This window comes from Streptococcus sp. DTU_2020_1001019_1_SI_AUS_MUR_006 (assembly GCF_032340315.1).
Taxonomy (GTDB): Bacteria; Bacillota; Bacilli; order Lactobacillales; family Streptococcaceae; genus Streptococcus.
In genome coordinates this window covers 1571159-1596445 of record NZ_CP135436.1, presented here as the reverse complement: position 1 = coordinate 1596445, position 25287 = coordinate 1571159, and the positions used below count along the sequence as shown (strand labels likewise).

Annotated in this window: 23 protein-coding genes; 17 read left to right on the top strand and 6 right to left on the bottom strand. The window is 38.7% G+C overall.

Annotation, left to right across the window (positions count from 1 at the left end; translation table 11 throughout):
* Positions 1 to 68: 68 nt before the first annotated feature.
* The 15 genes from ftsW to RRU92_RS07630 all read left to right on the top strand — a co-directional run bounded on the left by ftsW (position 69) and on the right by RRU92_RS07630 (position 15666).
* On the top strand, positions 69 to 1280 hold the full coding sequence (ftsW, locus tag RRU92_RS07700; protein WP_315639215.1) for a cell division peptidoglycan polymerase FtsW: 1212 nt from the start codon (positions 69 to 71) through the stop codon (positions 1278 to 1280).
* Positions 1281 to 1305: 25 nt separating this feature from the next.
* The gene (gene ppc / locus RRU92_RS07695) at positions 1306 to 4131 is read left to right on the top strand and encodes a phosphoenolpyruvate carboxylase (RefSeq protein WP_315639213.1); all 2826 of its coding nucleotides are present in this window, start codon (positions 1306 to 1308) and stop codon (positions 4129 to 4131) included.
* 434 nt (positions 4132 to 4565) lie between these two features.
* Positions 4566 to 5567, top strand: a complete 1002-nt coding sequence (gene trpX / locus RRU92_RS07690) for a tryptophan ABC transporter substrate-binding protein (RefSeq protein WP_315639212.1) — start codon at positions 4566 to 4568, stop codon at positions 5565 to 5567.
* A 60-nt stretch (positions 5568 to 5627) separates the two neighbouring features.
* The gene (locus RRU92_RS07685) at positions 5628 to 6494 is read left to right on the top strand and encodes an ABC transporter permease (RefSeq protein ID WP_315639211.1); all 867 of its coding nucleotides are present in this window, start codon (positions 5628 to 5630) and stop codon (positions 6492 to 6494) included.
* A complete protein-coding gene (locus tag RRU92_RS07680) occupies positions 6491 to 7249 on the top strand; it encodes an ABC transporter ATP-binding protein (RefSeq protein WP_315639209.1) in 759 nt (252 codons plus the stop codon). Before RRU92_RS07685 ends, RRU92_RS07680 begins: the two co-directional genes overlap by 4 nt.
* A gap of 165 nt (positions 7250 to 7414) precedes the next feature.
* Complete coding sequence (locus RRU92_RS07675; protein ID WP_315639208.1) at positions 7415 to 7846, top strand: hypothetical protein; 432 nt, start codon at positions 7415 to 7417, stop codon at positions 7844 to 7846.
* A 180-nt stretch (positions 7847 to 8026) separates the two neighbouring features.
* Complete coding sequence (gene dnaG / locus RRU92_RS07670; protein ID WP_315639207.1) at positions 8027 to 9787, top strand: DNA primase; 1761 nt, start codon at positions 8027 to 8029, stop codon at positions 9785 to 9787.
* A 2-nt stretch (positions 9788 to 9789) separates the two neighbouring features.
* Positions 9790 to 10899, top strand: coding sequence for an RNA polymerase sigma factor RpoD (gene rpoD, locus RRU92_RS07665; RefSeq protein WP_000201894.1), 1110 nt, complete (start codon positions 9790 to 9792; stop codon positions 10897 to 10899).
* Between the two features lie 17 nt (positions 10900 to 10916).
* Positions 10917 to 11246, top strand: coding sequence for a metal-sulfur cluster assembly factor (locus RRU92_RS07660; protein WP_000331926.1), 330 nt, complete (start codon positions 10917 to 10919; stop codon positions 11244 to 11246).
* A gap of 99 nt (positions 11247 to 11345) precedes the next feature.
* Positions 11346 to 12398 (top strand): glycosyltransferase family 4 protein, encoded by a 1053-nt coding sequence (locus RRU92_RS07655; protein ID WP_315639206.1) that lies wholly within the window; start codon positions 11346 to 11348, stop codon positions 12396 to 12398.
* A gap of 8 nt (positions 12399 to 12406) precedes the next feature.
* On the top strand, positions 12407 to 13723 hold the full coding sequence (locus tag RRU92_RS07650; protein ID WP_315639205.1) for a glycosyltransferase family 4 protein: 1317 nt from the start codon (positions 12407 to 12409) through the stop codon (positions 13721 to 13723).
* Positions 13724 to 13749: 26 nt separating this feature from the next.
* Positions 13750 to 13941 carry a PspC domain-containing protein gene (locus RRU92_RS07645; protein ID WP_075229473.1) on the top strand — a complete coding sequence of 64 codons (192 nt, stop codon included), beginning with the start codon at positions 13750 to 13752 and terminating at the stop codon, positions 13939 to 13941.
* 30 nt (positions 13942 to 13971) lie between these two features.
* Positions 13972 to 14106, top strand: coding sequence for a DUF4044 domain-containing protein (locus RRU92_RS07640; protein ID WP_049548929.1), 135 nt, complete (start codon positions 13972 to 13974; stop codon positions 14104 to 14106).
* A gap of 75 nt (positions 14107 to 14181) precedes the next feature.
* Entirely contained in the window at positions 14182 to 15492 is a 1311-nt protein-coding gene (gene obgE, locus RRU92_RS07635; RefSeq protein ID WP_315639204.1) for a GTPase ObgE, read from the top strand.
* A gap of 9 nt (positions 15493 to 15501) precedes the next feature.
* On the top strand, positions 15502 to 15666 hold the full coding sequence (locus RRU92_RS07630) for a hypothetical protein (RefSeq protein ID WP_000502583.1): 165 nt from the start codon (positions 15502 to 15504) through the stop codon (positions 15664 to 15666).
* Positions 15667 to 15701: 35 nt separating this feature from the next.
* Here RRU92_RS07630 and RRU92_RS07625 read toward each other — a convergent pair whose 3' ends face one another.
* The 3 genes from RRU92_RS07625 to RRU92_RS07615 all read right to left on the bottom strand — a co-directional run bounded on the left by RRU92_RS07625 (position 15702) and on the right by RRU92_RS07615 (position 19504).
* Positions 15702 to 16172 (bottom strand): arginine repressor, encoded by a 471-nt coding sequence (locus RRU92_RS07625; RefSeq protein ID WP_075231622.1) that lies wholly within the window; start codon positions 16170 to 16172, stop codon positions 15702 to 15704.
* On the bottom strand, positions 16123 to 18462 hold the full coding sequence (locus RRU92_RS07620) for a Xaa-Pro dipeptidyl-peptidase (protein WP_315639203.1): 2340 nt from the start codon (positions 18460 to 18462) through the stop codon (positions 16123 to 16125). Before RRU92_RS07620 ends, RRU92_RS07625 begins: the two co-directional genes overlap by 50 nt.
* A 274-nt stretch (positions 18463 to 18736) precedes the next feature.
* Positions 18737 to 19504, bottom strand: coding sequence for a DeoR/GlpR family DNA-binding transcription regulator (locus tag RRU92_RS07615; protein ID WP_311522327.1), 768 nt, complete (start codon positions 19502 to 19504; stop codon positions 18737 to 18739).
* Positions 19505 to 19658: 154 nt separating this feature from the next.
* Here RRU92_RS07615 and RRU92_RS07610 point away from each other — a divergent pair.
* Positions 19659 to 21007, top strand: a protein-coding gene (locus tag RRU92_RS07610) for an IS3 family transposase (RefSeq protein ID WP_315639202.1) whose coding sequence is annotated in 2 segments (ribosomal slippage) — positions 19659 to 20109 and positions 20109 to 21007 — 1350 coding nt in all. Because the reading frame shifts where the segments join, the coding sequence is not laid out codon by codon here.
* Positions 21008 to 21070: 63 nt separating this feature from the next.
* Here the strand turns inward: RRU92_RS07610 and nrdF are convergent.
* The 3 genes from nrdF to nrdH all read right to left on the bottom strand — a co-directional run bounded on the left by nrdF (position 21071) and on the right by nrdH (position 24658).
* Complete coding sequence (gene nrdF, locus RRU92_RS07605; protein ID WP_049526102.1) at positions 21071 to 22033, bottom strand: class 1b ribonucleoside-diphosphate reductase subunit beta; 963 nt, start codon at positions 22031 to 22033, stop codon at positions 21071 to 21073.
* Positions 22034 to 22211: 178 nt separating this feature from the next.
* Positions 22212 to 24371 carry a class 1b ribonucleoside-diphosphate reductase subunit alpha gene (gene nrdE, locus RRU92_RS07600; protein WP_315639201.1) on the bottom strand — a complete coding sequence of 720 codons (2160 nt, stop codon included), beginning with the start codon at positions 24369 to 24371 and terminating at the stop codon, positions 22212 to 22214.
* Between the two features lie 68 nt (positions 24372 to 24439).
* Complete coding sequence (gene nrdH / locus RRU92_RS07595; protein ID WP_000259242.1) at positions 24440 to 24658, bottom strand: glutaredoxin-like protein NrdH; 219 nt, start codon at positions 24656 to 24658, stop codon at positions 24440 to 24442.
* Between the two features lie 363 nt (positions 24659 to 25021).
* Between nrdH and RRU92_RS07590 the strand changes: the two genes are divergently transcribed.
* Positions 25022 to 25285 (top strand): phosphocarrier protein HPr, encoded by a 264-nt coding sequence (locus RRU92_RS07590; protein ID WP_000146952.1) that lies wholly within the window; start codon positions 25022 to 25024, stop codon positions 25283 to 25285.
* Positions 25286 to 25287 lie beyond the last annotated feature (2 nt).

Sequence of the window (25287 nt, the reverse complement as noted above, 5' to 3'; positions counted from 1 at the left end):
TATAATAGCATGTAAAACTAGAAATAATAAGGGAAAATAAAAATATTTTTCCGAAAGATAGGTGACATATGAAAATAAGTAAAAGGCACCTGCTGAATTATTCAATTTTGATTCCTTATCTACTTTTATCCGTTTTAGGATTGATTGTAGTTTATTCGACAACTAGTGCGTCCCTCATCCAGGAAGGAAAGAGTGCATTATATCTAGTGCGAAATCAGGGGATTTTCTGGATAGCCAGTTTATTCTTAATAGCCTTAATCTATAAATTAAAATTAGGATTTCTCCGTAATGAGCGCTTGATCTTTATCGTCATGTTTGTCGAGCTGATACTTCTAGCTCTGGCACGGTTAATAGGTACTCCCATCAATGGAGCCTATGGCTGGATCAAGGTTGGCCCGGTCACGATTCAACCAGCAGAGTATCTAAAGATTATTATCATTTGGTACTTGGCTCAGCGTTTTTCAAAACAACAAGATGAGATTGCGGTTTATGACTTCCAAGTTTTAACCCTTAATCAGTGGTTGCCAAGAGCCTTTAATGATTGGCGTTTTGTCCTCTTGGTCATGATTGGTAGTTTGGCAATCTTCCCTGACCTTGGAAATGCAACCATCTTGATTTTAGTATCCTTGCTCATGTATACCATCAGTGGAATAGCTTATCGTTGGTTCACAACTATTTTGGGACTGCTGGCTGGAACATCCATTTTTTCCTTGACTGCCATTCGGTTTATCGGTGTTGAAAAATTCTCAAAAATTCCTGTATTTGGTTATGTTGCCAAGCGTTTCAGTGCTTTTTTCAACCCCTTTAATGACCTAGCAGGATCTGGACATCAGTTAGCTAATTCTTATTATGCAATGGTTAATGGTGGCTGGTTTGGTCTTGGTTTAGGAAATTCCATTGAAAAACGAGGTTATCTACCAGAAGCCCATACAGACTTTGTCTTTTCGATTGTGATAGAGGAGTTTGGATTTGTAGGAGCTAGTCTTATTTTGGCTCTTCTATTCTTCTTGATTCTTCGTATTATTTTGGTAGGTATTCGAGCGAGAGATCCTTTCAACTCAATGGTGGCAATCGGTATTGGTGGAATGATTCTGATACAGGTATTCGTTAACATTGGCGGTATATCAGGCTTGATCCCTTCAACAGGGGTAACCTTCCCCTTCCTATCGCAAGGAGGAAATAGTCTCTTGGTGCTATCAGTAGCCATCGCTTTTGTGTTGAATATTGATGCCAGTGAAAAACGTGCCAAACTCTATCGCGAATTAGAAGCGCAACTCTAAGACATAATATAACAAGGAGAAAAAAATGTCTCTTCAAAAGTTAGAAAATTATAGTAACAAAACGGTCGTACAAGAAGAAGTGCAAATCTTGACAGATATGCTGGAAGATATCACAAAAAATATGCTTCCTGCTGAAACCTTCGATAAGATTATGCACTTGAAGGAACTTTCTTCAAAACTTGACTATCAAGGGCTAGATAAAGTAGTAACAGGGCTTTCAAATGATGAGATGGTCTACATTTCTAGATACTTCTCTATTTTGCCTCTTTTAATTAACATCTCAGAAGATGTTGACTTGGCTTATGAGATTAACCATCTAAATAATGTCGATCAAGACTATCTGGGTAAATTGTCAACAACTATTAAAATGGTGGCTGAAAAAGAAAACGCTGCTGAGATTCTTGAACACTTGAACGTGGTGCCAGTTTTGACAGCCCATCCAACTCAGGTTCAACGTAAGAGTATGTTGGATTTGACCACTCATATCCATACCCTTTTACGTAAATATCGTGACGTGAAAATGGGACTCATTAACAAGGAAAAATGGCATAATGATCTTCGTCGCTATATTGAAATCATCATGCAGACAGATATGATTCGTGAGAAGAAACTAAAAGTAACCAACGAAATCACTAATGTGATGGAGTACTACAATAGTTCCTTCCTACAGGCTGTTCCTAACTTGATGCTAGAGTACAAACGTCTAGCGAAAGAGCAAGGAATTGATCTTAAACAAGCAAAACCTATTACTATGGGAATGTGGATTGGTGGAGACCGTGATGGAAATCCTTTTGTAACTGCTGAGACACTTCTGCGTTCTGCTACCATTCAAAGTGAAGTGATCTTGAACTACTATATTAGCAAGATTTCTAGTCTCTATCGTACCTTCTCTCTCTCGACTAATTTATCAAAAACTAGTAAAGCTGTTGAAGAAATGGCTGCTCAGTCTGGAGATACATCAGTCTTTCGTGAGAAAGAACCCTATCGCCGCGCCTTTCATTTGATTCAATCCAAATTGATTCAAACACTCTTGAATTTAAAAGAATGGTCTGTTGTTGGCTCGTCAGCTGATGAACGTCATCCTGTTGAACGTCTTCTAGGTACTCAAGGACATCAACAAGGAGTGATTACAGACTATATTAGTAATCGACTTTCAGGAGCTATTCAAGAGCTGGCTGAAGATCGTCCACCATTTTACGAAACAGTCGAAGAGTTCAAGCAAGATCTATACATTATTAAGGACTCATTACTTGAAAACAAGGCAGAGGCCTTACTCACAGGTGAATTTGCAGAACTTTTAGAAGCTGTAGAAGTCTTTGGTTTCTTCTTGGCTTCCATCGACATGCGTCAAGATTCAAGCGTCCACGAAGCCTGTGTAGCAGAATTGTTGGCATCTGCTGGAATCAATGACCACTATAGTGATTTATCAGAAGATGAAAAATGTGACTTGCTATTGCATGAATTATTAGAAGATCCTCGAATCTTGTCTGCAACTCATGCTGAGAAGTCTGAACTTCTCGAAAAAGAACTGGCTATCTTCCAAACTGCTCGTGAATTAAAAGACCGTTTGGGAGAAGATGTCATTCGTCAAACGATTATCTCTCATGCAACTAGCGTGTCAGATATGCTGGAGTTGGCTATCATGCTTAAAGAAGTAGGACTAGTTGATGCTGAAAAAGCGCGTGTTCAGATTGTTCCCCTCTTTGAGACGATTGAAGACTTGGATCATTCAGAAGAAACAATGAGAAAGTATTTCTCTCTACCACTTGCTAAGAAATGGATTGCTTCTAAAAACAATTACCAAGAAATCATGCTTGGCTACTCTGATAGTAACAAGGATGGCGGTTATCTATCATCTTGTTGGACACTCTATAAGGCACAACAACAATTGACTGCTATTGGTGACGAATTTGGAGTCAAAGTAACCTTCTTCCATGGTCGTGGTGGTACAGTTGGTCGTGGTGGTGGTCCTACTTATGATGCCATTGCTTCTCAACCGCTCAAGTCAATTAAGGATCGTATTCGATTGACAGAGCAAGGAGAAGTTATCGGCAACAAATACGGAAACAAGGATGCAGCCTACTATAACCTTGAAATGTTGGTTTCAGCAGCTATCAACCGTATGATTACCAAGAAGAAGAGTGATACCAATACGTCAAATCGTTATGAAGCAATCATGGATCAAGTAGTAGAACGTAGCTACGATATTTATCGTGAACTTGTATTTGGAAATGAACATTTCTATGATTATTTCTTTGAATCTAGTCCAATCAAGGCTATTTCAAGTTTCAATATTGGTTCTCGTCCAGCAGCTCGTAAAACAATTACCGAAATCGGTGGTCTACGTGCTATTCCTTGGGTATTCTCATGGTCACAAAGTCGTGTCATGTTCCCAGGTTGGTATGGAGTTGGTTCAAGCTTTAAGGAATTTATCGATCAAGATCCTAAAAATATTGAATTCCTTCGTGAAATGTATCAAAACTGGCCATTCTTCCAATCACTCCTATCCAATGTCGATATGGTCTTGTCAAAATCAAATATGAACATTGCCTTTGAATACGCTAAACTGTGTGAAAGTGAAGAAGTACAAGCAATTTACTATACCATTTTAGATGAATGGCAGTTGACTAAGGACGTTATCTTGGCTATTGAAGGCCATGAGGAGCTCTTGGCAGAAAATACCTATTTGAAAGACAGTCTCAACTACCGCATGCCTTATTTCAATATCCTTAACTATATTCAGTTGGAATTGATTAAGCGTCAACGCCGTGGTGAGTTATCTTCAGATGAAGAAAGATTAATCCATACAACTATCAACGGAATTGCTACAGGATTACGTAATTCAGGTTGATACAAGTTAGATTTTATAAAAAACGTGGGGATTTTTGTTAATATTTAAAATATTTTATGAAAACCCTTGACAAGTTTTAGTAAAATGATATAATTTAAGCATTCAGAAAGTAATCATTGAAATTTTTTAGAGAGTCTGTGGTTGGTGGAAACAGATAGGTGGAAGTGATGAAAATTGGGCTGAATGTTATTAAGAATTTGAAATCATAAGAATTCGGTGAGCACACCTTACAGTGCAACTCGTGAAGCGAGTAAGAGCGATAGGACTAGTTCCTATAATTGAGGTGGCACCGCGCATCGACGTCCTCACACAAGTTTTTTGTGTGAGGACTTTTTCTATGGGGAGGAAAAAATTATGGAAATCAAACGATGGCGTCGCTTGAATAAGTGATTGAATAAAAAAATAATAAGTTAAGAAGAAATAAGGAGAAAATTATGAAAAACAAACGTCTACTCGGTATTATCGTAGTATTAGCACTTGTAGTTGGTGGAAGCTTGGTATATTCTAGTTTAACGAAACAAGAAACTAAAACTGAGACAGCTAATAAAACAGCTAAGGTTGGTGTTCTTCAGTTTGTAAGCCACCCATCGCTTGACTTGATCTACCAAGGTATCCAAGATGGACTTGCTGAAGAAGGTTATAAAGGTGACCAAGTCAAAATCGACTTTATGAACCCAGAAGGTGACCAAAGTAAGGTTGCGACAATGAGTAAACAATTGGTGGCAAATGGAAATGATGTCGTTGTCGGTATTGCAACACCAGCAGCTCAAGGTCTTGCAAGTGCAACAAAAGACCTTCCTGTTATCATGGCAGCTATCACAGACCCAATTGGTGCTAACCTTGTACAAAACTTGGAAAAACCAGGTGGGAACATCACAGGGGTATCTGACCACAACCCTGCTGAACAACAGGTTGAATTGATCAAAACTTTGACACCTGATGTCAAGACGGTTGGAGCGCTTTATTCAAGTAGCGAAGATAACTCTAAATCACAAGTAGAAGAATTCAAAGCTTACGCTGAAAAAGCTGGTTTGAAAGTAGAAACATTCGCAGTTCCTTCAACGAACGAAATTGCTTCAACAGTGAACGTTATGACTGGTAAAGTAGATGCAATCTGGGTTCCAATCGATAACACAATCGCATCTGCATTCTCAACTGTCGTTTCAAGCAATCAAACAGCTAAAAAACCAATCTACCCAAGTGCGACTGCCATGGTAGAAGCTGGAGGTTTAGCATCAGTCGTTGTTGACCAACACGATCTTGGTGTTGCTACTGGTAAAATGATTGCCAAAGTCTTGAAGGGGGAAAAACCTGCAGATACACCAGTTAATGTCTTCTCAACTGGTAAATCAGTGATCAACAAAAAAGTTGCTCAAGAACTTGGAATCACTATTCCTGAATCAGTTCTCAAAGAAGCTGGTCAAGTGATTGAATAAGAAAACGGGAGGAGTTGGATACATCTCCTCCAATTTTTAAAAGAAGGAAATGAATGTAACATGTTAATATCGATTATTTCACAAGGATTTGTCTGGGCTATCCTTGGTTTAGGAATCTTTATGACCTTTAGAATTCTAAACTTCCCAGATATGACAACTGAGGGCTCTTTCCCATTGGGAGGAGCGGTAGCAGTGACTCTCATTACCCAAGGGGTTAATCCTTTTCTTGCTACTTTAGCGGCTATAGGGGCAGGATGTCTTGCTGGTTTAGCAGCGGGGTTATTATATACCAAAGGGAAAATTCCAACTCTTTTATCAGGAATTTTAGTCATGACTTCTTGTCATTCTATCATGCTCATGATTATGGGACGAGCTAACCTTGGGCTCTTAGGAACAAAACAAATCCAGGATGTTCTTCCATTTTCATCAGAGGTTAATCAATTACTGACAGGTTTAATCTTTGTGACTTTGGTTATCCTTCTCATGCTTTTCTTCCTAGATACCAAACTTGGACAGGCCTATATCGCTACAGGGGATAATCCAGACATGGCTCGTAGTTTTGGTATCAATACAGGACGTATGGAGCTTATGGGCTTGGTCTTGTCAAATGGTGTAATCGCACTTGCTGGCGCACTTATCGCTCAACAAGAAGGTTATGCGGATGTCTCTCGTGGTATCGGTGTTATCGTTGTTGGTCTTGCCAGCTTGATTATCGGTGAGGTTCTCTTTAAGAGTCTTACCTTAGCAGAACGCTTGATTACTATTGTAGTTGGTTCCATCAGCTATCAATTCTTGGTATGGGGAGTCATTGCTCTCGGCTTTAACACTAGCTACCTCCGTTTGTACAGTGCCCTTATCCTAGCAACTTGCTTGGTAATTCCAACCCTTAAGGATAAATACTTGAAAGGAGTCAAGTTAAGCAAATGACAGCAATTGTAGAATTAAGAAATGCCACAAAAATTGTGACAAATGGCTTTGACGAAGAAAAGATTATTCTAAACGATGTTTCACTTGATATTTATGAACATGACTTCATTACAATCTTGGGTGGAAATGGTGCAGGGAAATCAACCCTCTTTAATAGCATTGCAGGAACGCTACCCTTGACTAATGGTAGCATTCGTATCATGGGTGAGGATGTGACTCATTTCAGCCCTGAAAAGCGTGCCAAGTATCTTTCTCGTGTTTTTCAAGATCCAAAGATGGGGACAGCTCCACGTATGACGGTTGCAGAAAATCTTTTGATTGCCAAGTTCCGTGGAGAAAAACGTGGACTTTTCCCAAGAAAACTCTCAGCATATAAAGAAGAATTTCAAGAAACTATTGAGAAGGTGGGAAATGGTCTAGAAAAACACTTGGATACACCGATTGAATTCTTGTCAGGTGGACAAAGACAGGCCTTGAGTCTATTGATGGCAACCTTGAAGCGCCCAGAACTCCTTTTGTTAGATGAGCATACAGCTGCACTTGACCCTAAAACAAGTGTTGCCTTGATGGAATTGACAAATGACTTTATCAACAAGGACCATCTAACAGCTTTGATGATTACTCACCATATGGAAGATGCTCTCAAGTATGGAAATCGCTTGATTGTTATGAAAGATGGACAAATCATCCAAGATTTGAATAAGGATGAAAAAGCCAAGATGAAAATTTCCGATTACTATCAACTTTTTGAGTAGATAATTTTTAAATCAAGCATCCTTAAAAACTTAGAAGTAGGCTTTTGCTTCTAAGTGTTTTAGTTGTTTTTAAATATTATTTATATTTCTCTTTTCGTCTGTTTTCCTTTATAATATAATCAATCTAAGAATCTTAAATTTTGATAATAGTAAGGAGATAAAAACATGGTATACACACAAGAAGATTTTCAGGAATGGATTTTTCAGATTGGATTTAAGATGGACTATTTTACTAGGGAGTTTGCTGAGGAACAAGGCCTTCATTTAGACTATAGCATGCAGTCTTTGGATGATTTGGAGGCTTGGATCTTGGCTCACTACGATGACCACCATGCTTTGATAGCAGACCGCAAGATGTTGGATTATTTGACCGTTTATATCGGTGAAACCTTCCGTAAGCACCTAGGAGGTAAATGGTTTATTGATCTTAATAATAAAAAGAATGCCTATTATTCTATGCCTGTATTGACCGACCCATCATATAGAGGAGAAGTTTATATAGCACCTATGACTTTTGCAACGGCTTGTATTAGTAGAAAAGATGGTCAGTATATTAGCAGAATATTGAAAAATAATCTCGAAGATCAAGTGAAATAGGATTTTATTTCTTTTGTTTTTCTTTCAAATATTAGAATGATTTGCTCAGAAGATTCAGTTTTTCATGATAGCTGGAAACTTATGAAATAGTCTCATGTAAAGTGTATGAAATGGTTTACTTTTTTTCAGAAATAAGCTATACTAGTTAGAGTAAACTGTGATAAAATGGAGGTATTGTCTATGGTTGACAAGAGACTCATCGAAGAGATCAAAAACAATACCAATATTGTCGAAATCATAGGAGAAGTGATTTCTTTACAAAAATCTGGACGGAACTTTTTAGGGCTCTGTCCTTTTCATGGTGAAAAGACCCCTTCCTTTAACGTGGTCGAGGATAAGCAGTTTTACCACTGTTTTGGTTGTGGACGTTCTGGAGATGTTTTTAAGTTTATCGAGGAGTATCAGCAAGTAACTTTTGCGGATGCGGTGAGGATATTAGCTGAGAGGCTTGGGATTCAGATGGCAGCCCCTGTTCAAAGTTCTGTACAGCCTAGGTCTCCCCATCAAAATCTCTATGATATGCATGAGAAAGCTGCTCGTTTTTATCATGCCATTCTCATGACGACGAAGATGGGTGAGGAGGCGAGAAACTATCTCTATAAACGTGGCTTAACAGATGATGTTCTCAAGCATTTTATGATTGGTTTAGCTCCAGCAGAACGCTCTTATCTATATCAGCGTTTAGCAGATGATTATAGTGAGAAGGACTTGCTGGATTCGGGTTTGTTTTATCTATCTGAGAGTAACCAATTTTTTGATACCTTTCATAATCGCATTATGTTTCCTCTTTCAAATGATCAAGGAAAGGTGATTGCCTTTTCTGGTCGTGTATGGCAAGAGACTGATTCTCAAACTGGAAAGTATAAAAATAGTCGAGCGACGGCAATTTTTAACAAAAGTTACGAATTATATCATTTGGAGAGGGTAAAAAAAGGATCGGGCAAGGCTCCTGAAATCTACCTGATGGAAGGGTTTATGGATGTCATTGCGGCTTATTGTGCTGGTATTGAAAATGCAGTCGCTTCTATGGGTACGGCACTGACGAGTGAACATGTGGAGCATCTGAAACGTTTTACCAAAAAAGTGATCGTTACCTATGACGGAGATAAGGCTGGGCAAGCTGCCACAGCTAAGGCCTTGGATGAACTTAAAGATTTACCTGTCCAAGTAGTCCAGATTCCTGACGCGATGGATCCGGATGAATATTTGCAGAAAAACTCTCCTCAAGACTTGGCTTATCTCTTAACCAATACACGCATTAGTCCTGTTGAGTTTTACATTCATCATTTTAGACCGGAAAACAGTGAAAATCTACAAGCTCAGATTGAATTTATAGAGAAAATTGCTCCCTTAATCGCCAAGGAACCCTCTATCACAGCTCAGAATTCCTACATTCACATTTTGACGGATCACTTGCCATCTTTTGACTATCAGCAAGTCGAACATATTGTCAATGAAAGTCGTGTCAGACAGAGAAAGGAGAAGGTCAAGGAGACCTATAGTCCTAGTCCTGTCACCATGTCTGTCACAAAGCAACTGACAGCAGTGATGAGAGCAGAGGCCCATATCCTCTATCGAATGATGGAACATCCCTTGGTGCTCAATGACTACCGCTTAAGAGATGACTTTATTTTTGAAACTCCAGAGTTTCAGACCTTGTATGGACTCTTGATTGATAATGGAAGTATCTCATCTGAGGATTTGGCTCATCAGACCAGAGAAGTGGAGAGTGCTTGGTATCAAGTCCTAGCCTTAGATTTGCCACCTGAGATGTCCCCTCACGAGTTAGCTGAAGTGGAAGAGTCTCGAAAAAGAGCTCTTTTGAATCAGGAAAATCTGCAAATTAAAAAGAAAGTTCAGGAAGCTAGCCATGTCGGTGATACAGACACCGCATTAGAAGAGCTAGAACGCTTAATTGCCCAAAAAAGAAGAATGGAGTAAGAATGGCAACAAAACAAAAAGAAGTAACAACCTTTGACGTCCAAGTAGCGGAATTTATTCGCAATCATAAAAAAACTGGTACAGCAACAGATGACGAAATCAATAACGCCCTAGTAATTCCCTTCACTTTAGACGTGGAAGGTATTGAGAATCTTTTGCAACGCATTCAAGATGCTGGTATCTCAATTACGGACAACGAAGGAAATCCAAGTGCGCGTGTTTTGAGCACTGAGGAAGAACCAGAGTTGACTGATGAAGATTTGATCGGTTCAACCTCTGCTAAGGTCAATGACCCTGTCCGTATGTACTTGAAGGAAATCGGGGTTGTTCCTCTGCTTACAAATGAAGAGGAAAAAGAATTGGCTCTTGCTGTTGAAGCGGGTGATATCGAAGCTAAACAACGCCTTGCAGAAGCGAACCTTCGTTTGGTAGTATCTATCGCTAAACGTTATGTTGGACGTGGAATGCAGTTCCTTGACTTGATCCAAGAAGGAAACATGGGCTTGATGAAGGCCGTTGATAAATTTGACTACTCTAAAGGGTTCAAATTCTCAACTTATGCGACTTGGTGGATTCGTCAAGCCATTACTCGTGCAATTGCTGACCAAGCTCGTACCATCCGTATCCCAGTTCACATGGTGGAAACAATTAACAAGCTTGTTCGTGAACAACGTAATCTTCTTCAAGAGTTGGGACAAGATCCAACTCCTGAACAAATCGCTGAACGCATGGATATGACACCTGACAAGGTTCGTGAAATTCTCAAGATTGCTCAAGAGCCAGTTTCTCTAGAAACACCTATCGGTGAAGAGGACGACAGCCACCTTGGTGATTTTATCGAGGATGAAGTGATTGAAAATCCAGTGGACTACACAACTCGTATCGTCTTGCGTGAGCAGTTGGATGAAGTCTTGGATACTCTTACAGATCGTGAAGAAAATGTCTTGCGTCTCCGTTTTGGTCTTGATGATGGGAAAATGCGTACCTTGGAAGATGTTGGTAAAGTCTTCAACGTGACTCGTGAGCGTATCCGTCAGATTGAGGCAAAAGCTTTGAGAAAACTTCGCCAGCCAAGTCGAAGCAAACCACTTCGTGATTTCATTGAAGATTAAGTTGAGGGAGAGTGAAGATGGCTTACACAGAAGAACAAATCGAAAATATCAAAACACGTATTTTGACAGCACTAGAAGAAGTGATTGACCCTGAATTGGGGATTGATATTGTCAATCTAGGCTTGATCTACGAGATTCGTTTTGATGGCGATACAGGTGAGACTGAAATTGATATGACCTTGACAACCATGGGTTGTCCCTTGGCAGATCTTTTAACTGACCAAATCTATGATGCTATGACAGATGTTCCAGAAGTTACTAACGTTGAAGTCAAATTAGTATGGTATCCAGCTTGGACAGTTGAAAAAATGAGTCGTTACGCTCGTATCGCTTTAGGTATCAAGTAAGTATATTATGAAAAGAGAAATAGTGTAGACGCCAGGAATTCCCAGCTTTTATGCTATCTCTCTTTTTATTTGCTGATTTTATTTGAAGAAAATGGTATAATGGTTACTATGGAAAAAGAGAAATTACGCATCAACATGCTAAGTTCAAGTGAAAAAGTGGCAGGCCAAGGTGTGTCTGGCGCTTATCGTGAACTGGTGCAGCTTTTAAAACGAGATGCGAAAGACCAACTGATCGTAACAGAAAATCTTCCAATCGAAGCGGATGTTACTCATTTTCATACGATTGATTTTCCTTATTACCTCTCTACCTTTCAGAAAAAACGTTCTGGACGTAAGATTGGCTATGTTCACTTCTTACCGGATACCTTGGAAGGTAGTTTGAAGATTCCATTCTTCTTAAAGGGGATTGTCAAACGCTATGTATTTTCTTTTTATGACCGTATGGAGCATCTGGTTGTGGTCAATCCTACCTTCATTGAGGATTTGGTTGCTGCTGGAATTCCACGTGAAAAAGTGACCTATATTCCTAACTTTGTCAACAAAGAAAAATGGCATCCACTTCCTATAGAGCAAGTTGTACAACTTCGTAAAGATATGGGGATTGATGAGAATCAGTTTGTAGTCGTTGGTGCAGGTCAGGTTCAGAAGCGTAAAGGAATAGATGACTTTATCACTCTAGCTGAGGAATTACCTGATATCACTTTTATTTGGGCTGGTGGCTTCTCTTTTGGGGGAATAACCGATGGATATGAACGCTATAAAAAGATTATGGATAATCCTCCAGAAAATCTAATTTTCCCAGGGATTGTTGATCCAGAACGGATGAGAGAACTCTATGCCTTGGCTGATCTTTTCTTGCTTCCAAGTTATAACGAGCTCTTTCCAATGACTATTCTAGAAGCTGCGAGTTGTGAAGCACCCATTATGCTTCGTGATCTAGATCTTTACAAGGTCATTCTCGAAGGAAATTACAGACCAACAAGTGATGTAGAAGAGATGAAAGAGGCTATCTTGGAATATCGGGAGCATCCAGAAGAACTAAAAGAATTAAAAGAAAAGGCTAAGGCCATTTCAAGAGAATATTCAGAAGAGCATCTTCTTGAGATCTGGCTAAAATTCTATCGGGAGCAAGCAGCTTTAGGAAAAAAATGAGGTAGTATATGCGAATTGGATTATTTACAGATACTTATTTCCCGCAGGTCTCGGGTGTTGCGACCAGTATTCGAACCTTAAAAACAGAACTTGAAAAGCAAGGACATGCCGTCTTTATCTTTACAACAACAGACAAGGATGTTAATCGTTATGAAGACTGGCAGATTATTCGCATCCCTAGTGTTCCTTTCTTTGCCTTTAAAGATCGTCGTTTCGCCTATCGTGGATTTACGAAAGCTCTTGAGATAGCAAAACAATACAAGCTGGATATTATTCATACGCAGACTGAGTTTTCTCTTGGTTTATTAGGGATTTGGATAGCGCGTGAGTTGAAGATTCCAGTCATTCATACCTATCATACCCAGTACGAGGATTATGTCCACTATATCGCTAAGGGGATGTTGATTCGTCCTGGTATGGTCAGGTATCTTGTGAGAGGCTTCCTTCATGATGTTGATGGTGTGATTTGTCCGAGTGAAATTGTGCGAGACCTTTTATCAGATTATAAGGTAAAAGTTGAAAAGCGTGTTATTCCTACAGGGATTGAGCTAGCCAAGTTTGAACGACCAGAGATTGGACCAGAACATATCGCAGACTTACGGGTTAAACTAGGTATTAAGGAAGATGAAAAGATGCTTCTTAGTCTTTCACGTGTTTCTTACGAGAAGAACATTCAAGCCGTTCTGGCAGCATTTCCAGATGTTCTAAAAGAAGAGCAAAATGTTAAATTAGTCGTAGCTGGAGATGGTCCTTTTCTGGAAAATCTCAAGGAGCAAGCAGCAGATTTACAGATTCAAGATTCTGTTATTTTTACAGGGATGATTGCCCCAAGTGAGACCGCACTTTACTATAAGGCTGCTGACTTCTTCATTTCAGCTTCAACTAGTGAGACGCAAGGCTTGACCTATCTTGAAAGTCTTGCAAGTAAGACTCCGGTAATAGCTCATGGAAATCCTTATCTAGATAATTTGATTAGCGATAAGATGTTTGGAACTCTTTATTATGAAGAGCGTGATCTATCAGGTGCTATTTTAGAGGCTCTTATTGCTACGCCTGACATGGATGAAAACCTTTTGGCTGATAAATTGTATGAAATTTCAGCTGAGAATTTTGCTAAGAGAGTCCATGAGTTTTATTTGGATGCTATCATCTCAAACAATTTTGAAAAAGAATTGACTGCAGATGAACCTGTTACGAAACGTATTTTAAAGACAGTATTTTATATACCACAACAGGCAGTTTCAGTTCCAGTCAAAAGTTCTAAACGAATGTTAAAGGCATCTAAGAAACAGTTGAATGATTTGAGAGATTATTGGAATGACTAAGATCATCGAAGAAAGGAAATGAAGAAATGAAAAAGAAATTTATGAGAAGTAGTCGAGATCAAAAAATCGGTGGAGTATGCGCTGGTCTAGCTAATTATTTTGATATTGATCCTACGATTGTACGTGTAATCTGGGGAGTTCTAGCTTTTTGTTATGGTAGTGGACTGATTGCTTACTTAATTTTATGGGCAATTGCTCCAGTTTCGGAAGAATATTAAAAATAGGGAATTATAGAAAAGGAGAAAATAATGGCATTTGGTGATAATGGAAAACGTAAAAAAACATTTTTTGAGAAATTGACACTATTCGTCGTTTTGATTATGTTGTTTGTAACCTTAGCAGGTATCTTTGCTACAGCCATTGGTGTATTTAGCAGATTTTAAAATGCTAGATTTTCTAGCAAGTAGTAATAGTTGGTGACTGGGATTTCCCAGCCCTTTTTAGAGTGAGAAAAGAATATGAGTATGTTTTTAGATACAGCCAAGATCAAGGTCAAGGCTGGAAATGGTGGCGATGGGATGGTTGCCTTTCGCCGTGAAAAATACGTCCCTAACGGTGGACCCTGGGGGGGTGATGGAGGTCGTGGTGGTAACGTTGTCTTTGTTGTAGATGAAGGTTTACGTACCCTAATGGACTTCCGTTACAATCGTCATTTCAAAGCCCAATCGGGTGAAAAAGGGATGACCAAAGGAATGCATGGTAGAGGAGCAGAGGACTTGATTGTTCGAGTGCCTCAAGGTACAACTGTACGTGATGCAGAAACTGGAAAAGTTATCACTGACTTGATTGAGCACGGCCAAGAGTTTATCGTTGCTCACGGTGGTCGAGGTGGCCGTGGAAATATCCGTTTTGCGACACCCAAAAATCCTGCGCCAGAGATCTCTGAGAATGGAGAACCTGGTCAGGAGCGCGAATTACAGTTAGAACTTAAAATTCTTGCTGATGTTGGTTTGGTTGGATTCCCTTCAGTTGGAAAATCAACTTTGCTCAGCGTAATTACCTCTGCAAAACCTAAAATTGGTGCCTATCACTTTACAACAATCGTTCCAAATCTTGGTATGGTCCGTACCCAATCAGGTGAGTCCTTTGCAGTGGCAGACCTTCCTGGTTTGATTGAAGGAGCAAGTCAAGGTGTGGGCTTGGGAACTCAATTCCTTCGCCATATTGAGCGTACTCGCGTTATCCTTCACATCATCGATATGTCAGCCAGTGAAGGTCGCGATCCTTACGAAGATTATCTAGCTATTAACAAAGAGTTGGAATCTTACAACCTTCGTCTAATGGAGCGTCCCCAAATCATTGTTGCTAATAAGATGGATATGCCAGAAAGTCAGGAAAACCTTGAAGAATTCAAGAAAAAATTGGCAGCTAACTATGATGAGTTCGAGGACTTACCAGCCATCTTCCCAATCTCAGGTTTGACTAAGCAAGGTCTTGCACCTTTACTTGATGCAACAGCCGAGCTTCTTGATAAGACACCAGAATTCCTTCTTTATGATGAGTCAGAAATGGAAGAAGAAGTTTATTATGGCTTTGACGAAGAAGAAAAACCATTTGAAATTAGTCGTGATGACGATGCAACTTGGGTACTTTCAGGTGAAAAACTCATTAAACTCTTTAACATGACTAACTTTGATCGTGATGAGTCTGTCATGAAGTTTGCTCGTCAGTTGCGCGGTATGGGAGTTGATGAAGCTCTCCGTGCCCGTGGTGCCAAGGATGGAGATCTGGTTCGTATCGGTAAGTTTGAATTTGAGTTTGTAGACTAGGAGATAGCTATGGGAGATAAACCGATATCTTTCCGAGATGCTGATGGAAATTTTGTTTCTGCAGCAGACGTCTGGAATGAGAAGAAGTTAGAAGAACTGTTTAATCGCCTCAATCCAAATCGTGCTTTGAGACTAGCAAGAACTAAAAAGCAAGCTGAAAATAGCAAATCATAAAATAATCCCGTGATGATAGTCATCACGGGTTTTTGTTACCGATCAAAAAATAGAGGTGGTGCAAATTGTTTGAGGCGTTCAAAGCAAGATTGAGCTTGTTCCTTATCCTCGCAGATAACCAAACAGACATCATTTCCACAGATAGTAGCCACTATTTCAGGGAAGTTTAGGGCGTCCAAGATAGATCCGAAGGATTGTGCCAAACCTGGATAGGTTTTGATAACAACCTGGTGTTGGACGGGTTGCATCATGTAGAGTGCTTCCTCCATATAGACTTCTAGCCGTTTTTCCCACTTGGATGTAGAGTCAGTGTTGATTGAATAATAGGAGTGTTCACCTTCACGAATCTTAGAAAGATTCATCAGGTTAATGTCTCTTGAAAGTGTTGCTTGTGTGACCTGTACTCCGTTTTCAATCAGTAGTTCTTGTAATTCAGTTTGGGTATGAATTTTTTGTTTAGTGATTAAGGCTCGGATGAGCTGGTGTCTTTGCTCGGCTTTGTTCATCTACAGTTACCTCCCTTTGAAAAGGTATCTCAAGATTGGACTGTTCAAGGTCGACAGTCAAGTGATAGTCTGTATTGTCACGTACAGTAATCTCAAAGTCTGTTGTGTAAAGAACGAGACGTACTGTATCGCCTTCTTTTAGTTTGTAAATAGTTGGTTGGAGTTCAAATTGAAATTCCATCCATTCATCAGGCTTAACTTCCTCAATTTTCAGTAAATCATGACGATTTTGAAGATTGAGATAGCCTTTGGTGATAACGCGCTGTGCATTTGGGCTAAACGGTAGCTCGCAAAGATTTTCCAGCATGTGGTAACGACCATTATCAATCGTACGAGCAGACAAGACTCCTGGATACGGTTGTAGGTATTTCTTTTGACCAAGTTCGAGAAGTTGGGCAGATAGTAAGCCTTTGTTTGTACTTGATTTGAGACGGAGGTTTAGTTTAACACGCCCATTGAGATGAAGTTCTTCTGTCACTGGCAGGTCAATCGTAACTTGATTGACTTTCCCTTGATAGAGTTCATTATTAAAGGTTTGGTAAGTTTTTCCAAATCGTTCAAAATCAGAGTCTTCATAGTGGTTTTGAATGACAGCTTCTTCAGTACCTAATGTGAAAGTTTTGTGGTCAGTTTGATTTCCAAAATCTTCAAGAGTCATCCATGTTTGAGGAGCTGTATTGTCTTGCCAAACGATTCTTGGAAGTCGGTAATCAGTTTCATGCCCCAATAATTTCTGTGTCAAAAGAGCATTCATGGATTCACGGAAATCAATAGACTGCCAGTTGTTCATATAAACATGGGCCCCGTTATGATAAAAGAGGTGTTTATTAATATGACTTGGAAGAGCATTAAACATTTGATAGACGTGAAGTGGTTTGACATTCCAGTCTTGCGAACCGTGGGTAAAGACAACTTCAGCCTTAACTTTTTCAGCATTAAGTAGGTAGTTTCTGTCATGCCAGAATTGGTTATAATCTCCAGTTTTACGGTCTAGATTTTTCTTGAGTTCTTCTATAGACTCTTTATGAGCTTCGTTTCCACGAATATAGTCACCAGCTAAGAGATTACGAGAATAAGTTAATTCATCTAATGAATCGAAGTCCTCCCCTGGATAGCCACCAGGGCTTGTTACCAGACCATTTTCTCGATAATAGTTGTACCAAGAAGAAATACCGGCTTCAGCAATAATGACTTCTAAACCATCAACTCCTGTAGTTGCAAGACCATTAGACATTGTTCCTAGATAAGAAAGACCAGTAGTGGCAACTTTTCCATTTGACCAGTCAGCCTTGACCTGACGTTTACGACTGTGGTCTGTGAAGGCACGACAACGACCATTGAGCCAATCAATAACATTTTTATAGGCTTCAACTTGGCGGTAATCTCCGTTGGTCATTTGACCTTGAGAATCCTTGGTTCCAAGACCAGATACGTAGATATTTGCAAATCCTCTTGGAAGGAAGTAGTCGTTAAGTGTGTAGCTGCTATTGATATGAGTCAGTTTTTCTTCAGCTTCTGGAACGAGTTCTGCTTGGCCAACTGGTTCAACCAAGTCTAATGTTGGTTTTTCTAGAGAAATTTCATGCGGTTCCTTGACTTCTAGCTCAACTTCCATTTTGTAAAGAGCTTTATCGCTTGCTTTATCATTGGTTCCTTGATGGTAAGGACTTGCCGTCATAACAGCTGGAATTTTGCCGTGGTAAGATGGACGAATAATGTTTACCTTGATAAGATCTGGCAGTCCATCATTATCAGAATCAACTCGACTTTCCACATAAACAACTTCCCGAATAGCATTGTTTGCAGAGAAGGTTGCCAAGCTCTTACCATTGAAGTAGTGGTAATCATTGTTCTCAGGGATAAGACCATCGCTAACCAATTGATCGATCAAGGTATTTCCCTTTTTAGTGCGCGTGTTAAGGAGTTGATAGAGATTGTCAATCAAATCTCCGTATACAATTGGGAATGCCGTTTCTTTGTGAAAAACAAGACCATCTTCAAAGTCCGTTAAGTAGCTGAAACCAAGCAACTGAAAGGCAACAGTATAGAAAATTTCTGCAGTTAATTCACGATCAGAGTTGAAGAAAGTGAGCAGATCAGTTTCTTTATCAACCGCTAAAGTTGAGAGGGGATAATCCGTATTTTTGTAATTGAAAAAGCAAGTTCTAACAAAAGCTTCAAACAGTTCTTTATCAGAATTTGATTGGTCAAGCTTGAATCCAAGGCTGGATAATTCCCGTAAAGCTTGTTGCTGGCTTACAGGATAGTAACTGAATTGATTAAAACGCATAGATGCCTCCTTTGAAGAATCATTCTAAATTTATTATATCAAAAAAGTAGGGGAAATGATAGAAAATACAAGTAACTGTTATAATAAACTAAAAAGGATGACTTCGTGAAATGGAATATAAAAAGACAGATTCGAGGAATCTATTAAATTAAAAATACAGAAATCATAGATTTGAAAAATAATTGAAATATTTTAGATTGCACGCTTAATATAAAATAAAAAACTAGCCATGGAATTAGTAGTAGCTACTAAATTCTATGACTAGTTGTAGAGTTTAAGGTTTTGACTTGATAATTTTAGTTTGTTTAGACAGTGATTGGAGTGTTTGGTCACTTAATTTTGAATCCGTTATAATGGTGTCGATATCTGAGATATTGTAAAATGTGAAGAAATCAAATTTATCAAATTTGCTATGGTCAGCTAGGAGATATTTTTTGTTGGCGTTTTCAAGTGCTAATTTCTGCGCTTCACCTTCGTCTTCACTAAAAGTAGCGATAGCTTGATCCTTGATACCATTACAACTAACGAAGGCTTTTGAAAATTGCAAACTAGCGATATCTTGAAGAGTGAGAGTACCGACAAAAGCTCCTGTAATTGAACGATAATTACCACCGATTAGAATGAGATCAGTTAGCTTACGCTCGTTTAGAATAAGAAATACAGGCAAACTATTGGTAACAACACGAATGTTATCGATAGGAAGCTCACGCGCAAAGAATTCTAATGTGGTACCTGGACCAATGAAAATAGTTTCTCTTTCTTCAACTAAGTGACCTGCAAAGCGAGCAATTTCTTGTTTTTCTGCTGTTTGTAGCCCTTGTTTTTCAACGTTAGAACGCTCATTATTTAATAAGGAACCTGTTCGAAGTTTTTCAGCTCCTCCATGAACTCGAACCAGTAAATCCTTATCCGCTAACTCTTGTAAATATCGTCTAGCTGTCATATCGGAAATATCAAGGCGATTCATAATCTCTTTAACAGTGATAGTTCCTTTTGTATTAACAATTTCTAAAATAGTATCTAATTTTTCTTGCTTCAGCATTGAACCACCCCCAAATCTAATATTATTTTATCATATTTTAAACAGCTAAGCAACTTAAAGAAAACAAAAATAAACAAAAAAAAACATCTGGTTTGTAATTGAACTGCACCCCAAAAGTTAGACATAAAAATCTAACTTTTGGGGTATTTTTATTATGAAATTAACTTATGATGATAAAGTTCAGATCTATGAACTTAGAAAACAAGGATATAGCTTAGAGAAGCTTTCAAATAAATTTGGGATCAACAATTCTAATATTAGGTACATGATTAAATTGATTGATCGTTACGGAATAGAGTTCGTCAAAAAAGGAAAAAATCGTTACTATTCTCCTGATTTAAAACAAGAAATGATTAATAAAGTCTTACATGAAGGCTGGACTAAAGATAGAGTTTCACTTGAATACGGCCTCCCAAGTCGTACGATACTTCTTAATTGGCTAGCACAATACAAGAAAAACGGGTATACTATTGTTGAGAAAACAAGAGGGAGAATACCTAAAATGGGACATAAGCTAAAAACGAGACCTGAAGAGAGGACAGAATTAGAACGTCTTCAAGCAGAAAATGAGTACCTGAGAGCGGAGAATGCCATCCTAAAAAAGTTGAGAGAACTCCGATTGAAGGAGGAAAAAGAGAAAGAAGAAAGACAGAAATTGTTCAAGAATTAATGACTGAGTTTTCGTTAGATATTCTTCTAAAAGCCATTAAACTAGCTCGTTCGACCTACTACTATCACTTGAAACAGCTAGACAAACCAGATAAGGACCAAGAGCTTAAAGCTGAAATTCAATCCATTTTTATCGAACATAAGGGAAATTATGGTTATCGTCGGATTCATTTAGAACTAAGAAATCGTGGTTATCTGGTAAATCATAAAAGAGTTCAACGCTTGATGAAAGTACTCAATTTACAAGCTAAAATGCGACAGAAACGAAAATATTCTTCTCATAAAGGAGACGTTGGTAAGAAAGCAGATAACCTTATTCAACGCCAATTTGAAGCCGCCAAACCAATGGAAAAGTGCTACACAGATGTGACAGAATTTGCCATTCCAGCAAGCAGTCAAAAACTCTACTTATCACCAGTTTTAGATGGCTTTAATAGCGAAATTATCGCCTATAATCTTTCAACTTCACCAAACTTAGAACAAGTGGAAGCTATGTTAAACCAGGCCTTCACAGAGAAGTACTATGAGAATACGATTCTCCATAGTGACCAAGGATGGCAATACCAACACGATTTTTATCATCATTTTTTAAAGAATAAGGGAATCCAACCATCTATGTCACGTAAGGGGAATAGCCCAGATAACGGTATGATGGAATCTTTCTTTGGCATTCTTAAGACTGAAATGTTTTATGGTTATGAGAATACGTTTCAGTCACTTGAGCACTTGGAACAAGCTATTGTAGACTATATTGATTACTACAACAACAAACGAATTAAGGTAAAACTAAAAGGACTTAGTCCTGTACAATACAGAACTAAATCCTTTGCTTAAATTAATTGTCTAACTTTTTGGGATCAGTACAAATTAAACTTAGATGTTTTTTTAGGTTAGGTATTAATTTAGTCCATAGTTATAGTCATCATCCTGCATAGCTTCAACTTCACCAAGTAGATAGCCATTACCAACTTGAGAGAAGAAGTCGTGGTTGGATGTACCAGTTGAAATCCCGTTCATAACGATAGGGTTGACATCGTCAGCTGAATCAGGGAAGAGAGGATCTTGCCCCAAGTTCATAAGAGCCTTATTAGCATTGTAGCGAAGGAAGGTTTTAACCTCTTCAGTCCATCCGACTTCGTCATAGAGGCTCTCTGTGTAGCCTTCTTCATTCTCATAAAGAGTATAGAGAAGGTCGTACATCCATTCTTTGAGTTTTTCTTGCTCATCTTCAGGTAATTCGTTGAAACCAAGTTGGAATTTGTAGCCGATGTAGGTTCCATGAACTGATTCATCACGAATAATCAATTTGATAATTTCTGCCACGTTGGCCAACTTGTTGTTTCCAAGATAGTAGAGTGGTGTGAAGAAACCAGAGTAGAAAAGGAAGGTTTCAAGGAAGACACTCGCTACTTTCTTTTCAAGAGGAGTTCCGTTTAGGTAGATTTCATTGATAATTTCAGCTTTTTTCTGAAGATATGGATTGGTATTAGTCCATTCAAAAATTTCTTCAATTTCAGACTTGGTATTTAAGGTTGAGAAGATAGAAGAGTATGACTTAGCATGAACAGATTCCATAAATTGGATATTGTTAAAAACAGCTTCCTCGTGAGGCGTACGAATATCAGCACGAAGGGCTTGAACACCAGTTTCTGATTGCATGGTATCAAGAAGGGTCAAACCTCCAAAAACTTTACCAACAAGGTCTTTTTCCTTATTAGAAAGCTTTCTCCAGTCGTCTAGGTCATTTGACAAAGGGATACGCGTATCAAGCCAGAACTGCTCAGTCAGCTTTTCCCAGGTTGATTTGTCAATGACATCTTCGATGGCATTCCAGTTAATGGCTTTGTAGTAAGTTTTCATTTGAAATCTCTTTCTGTGTGTAGTAATGCGATAACATAATCATTCTTATTTTATCATAATTCTATGCTATAATCGAACAAAAAGTCGGTAGCCCGACTTTTATGTTCTTACATGATTCTATCAGCAAAATACGTTTCGTTTAATGGATTAAGTAAATGTAATTTTTTTGAGAGTTGAATTAAATCACACAGCTCTCGCATTGGTTAGCACCGACTTCTCCACCATCATCTGTAAAGGTACGGACGTAGTAGATAGACTTGATACCTTTGTTGAAGGCATAGTTACGAAGGATAGACAAGTCACGTGTCGTTTGTTTGTTTTCTTTCTTCCATTCGTAAAGGCCTGTTGGAATATCACTACGCATAAAGAGTGTGAGTGAAAGTCCTTGGTCCACGTGCTCAGTCGCAGCAGCATAAACATCAATGACCTTACGCATATCCATGTCATAAGCAGAAGTGTAGTAAGGGATTGTTTCTGTTGACAAACCAGCAGCAGGATAGTAAATCTTACCGATTTTCTTCTCTTGGCGTTCTTCGATACGTTGCGTGATCGGGTGGATAGAAGCAGATACATCGTTGATATAGCTGATAGAACCATTTGGCGCTACAGCAAGGCGGTTTTGGTGGTAAAGTCCATCTGCTTTAACTTTATCACGAAGTTCAGCCCAGTCAGCAGCAGTAGGAATAAAGATATCTTTGAAGAGTTCTTTAACACGGTCTGATTTTGGAACAAACTCGCCTGTCACATACTTGTCAAAGTAGCTTCCGTTAGCGTAGTCTGATTTTTCAAAGTTGTGGAAGGTGATACCACGTTCGCGGGCGATATTGTTTGACTCAACCAAGGTCCAGTAGTTCATAAGCATGAAGTAGATGCTTGTAAATTCAATTGACTCAGGTGATCCGTATTCAATCAATTGTTGGGCAAGGTAGCTGTGAAGTCCCATGGCACCAAGACCAAAGGTATGAGCTTGACTATTTCCGTGGTCGATAGTCGGTACAGCAACGATGTGTGAACTATCTGTTACGAAAGTAAGGGCACGAACCATAGCACGGATAGAACGACCAAAGTCAGGTGACGTCATCATGTTGACTACGTTTGTTGAACCAAGGTTACATGAGACATCAGTCCCCATTTTAAGGAATTCTTGAGCATCGTTGATAAGACTTGGTTCTTGGACTTGAAGAATCTCAGAACACAAGTTACTCATGATGATCTTACCATCAACTGGATTTGCACGGTTGGCTGTATCAATGTTGACCACATAAGGGTAACCAGATTCTTGTTGCAATTTAGAAATCTCAGTTTCCAAATCACGCGCCTTGATTTTTGTCTTACGGATGTTTGGATTTGCTACTAATTCATCGTATTTTTCTGTGATGTCGATGTAGTTAAATGGCACGCCGTATTCAAGCTCTACAGAGTAAGGGCTGAAGAGGTACATTTCTTCATTTTTGCGAGCCAATTCGTAGAATTTATCTGGTACAACAACACCAAGTGAAAGGGTCTTGACACGCACTTTTTCATCCGCATTTTCCTTCTTAGTTGAAAGGAAGGCGATGATGTCTGGGTGGAAGACATTGAGATAAACAACCCCAGCACCTTGACGTTGACCGAGTTGGTTAGAGTAAGAGAAGCTATCTTCGAAAAGCTTCATAACTGGTACGACACCAGAAGCAGCACCCTCATAGCCTTTAATAGGAGCTCCAGCTTCACGAAGGTTACTGAGGGAAATTCCGACACCGCCACCGATACGTGAAAGTTGAAGAGCTGAGTTGATAGAACGTCCGATAGAGTTCATATCATCTGTTACCTGGATCAAGAAGCACGATACCAATTCGCCACGACGCGCACGACCTGCATTCAAGAAAGAAGGAGTAGCAGGTTGATAACGTTGGTGGATAATTTCATTAGCGATATCAATAGCAATCGCTTCATCACCATCTGCGAAATAAAGAGCGTTAAAGAAGACACGGTCTTCCATGCTTTCAAGATAGTATTCCCCATCATTAGTCTTCAAAGCATATTGATTATAGAATTTATAGGCAGCCATGAAAGACTTAAATTGGAAGTTTTGATCTTTAATAAATTGAGATAGTTCTTCCAAAAATTCTGGACGGTATTTCTTGATAAATGCTGTTTCAATATAGTTATGTTCAATGAGGAAATTAATTTTATCCGTAATTGAATGAAAAACCATTGTATTAGGTACAACATTTTCTTTAAAGAAAGCTTCTAAAGCTTCCTTGTCCTTGTGAAGCATGATTTGTCCATTAACAGGACGGTTAATTTCATTATTAAGACGGAAGTAAGTCACATCTTCAAGTTGTTTTAATCCCATAAAAAATCCTTTATCTAATTACAAAAGAAAGGCTTCTAAGGTAGACATAGAAGCTTTTGTCCTGATTCTTAAGCAAGTTGTTTAAGTTTACCTGGTTGGAAACCAGAGAAAACTTCTGTCGGTGTCTGAATAATAGGAGCAGCACTAAAGCCAAGCTCTTTTACTTGATCAATGTATTCAGGTTGTTCATCAAGATTGATTTCTTTATATTCAACATTATTACTGTCTAAAAAACGTTTCGTCATTTTACATTGGACACAGTTGTTTTTAGAATATACGGTTACCATTTCTGTAACTCCTCTTTAAAAATTTATTACTTTCTTAGTATATCAGAAAAAAAAACTTTGTCAACTTTCTAAAACTAAATCTTGTGTACTTATTTTACTGATTTTACCAACAAACACAATATATAGTGTAGTATTAAAAAATAATTACAGAAAAAGCAATGATTTCATTATAGGTGTCTCGACAAAAACTACATACTGTGTTTTGCTAAATTTAATAGAAGATTTTCAGCAAGTTATCTGAAAGGAAATTGAAGAAAGTCCATAAAATACTTGAAAAATATCAATGAAGGTGATATAATACTAAATTGTAAGGGTTATCAGATATGTAACTCAACAAGAAAACTATTAAAGGAGAGTCAAACTATGGCTTCTAAAGATTTCCACGTAGTGGCAGAAACAGGTATTCACGCACGTCCAGCAACATTGTTGGTACAAACAGCTAGCAAATTTGCTTCAGATATCACTCTTGAGTACAAAGGTAAATCAGTTAACCTTAAATCTATCATGGGTGTAATGAGCCTTGGTGTTGGTCAAGGTGCTGACGTTACAATCACTGCTGAAGGTGCAGACGCTGATGACGCTATCGCTGCAATCTCAGAAACAATGGAAAAAGAAGGATTGGCATAAGG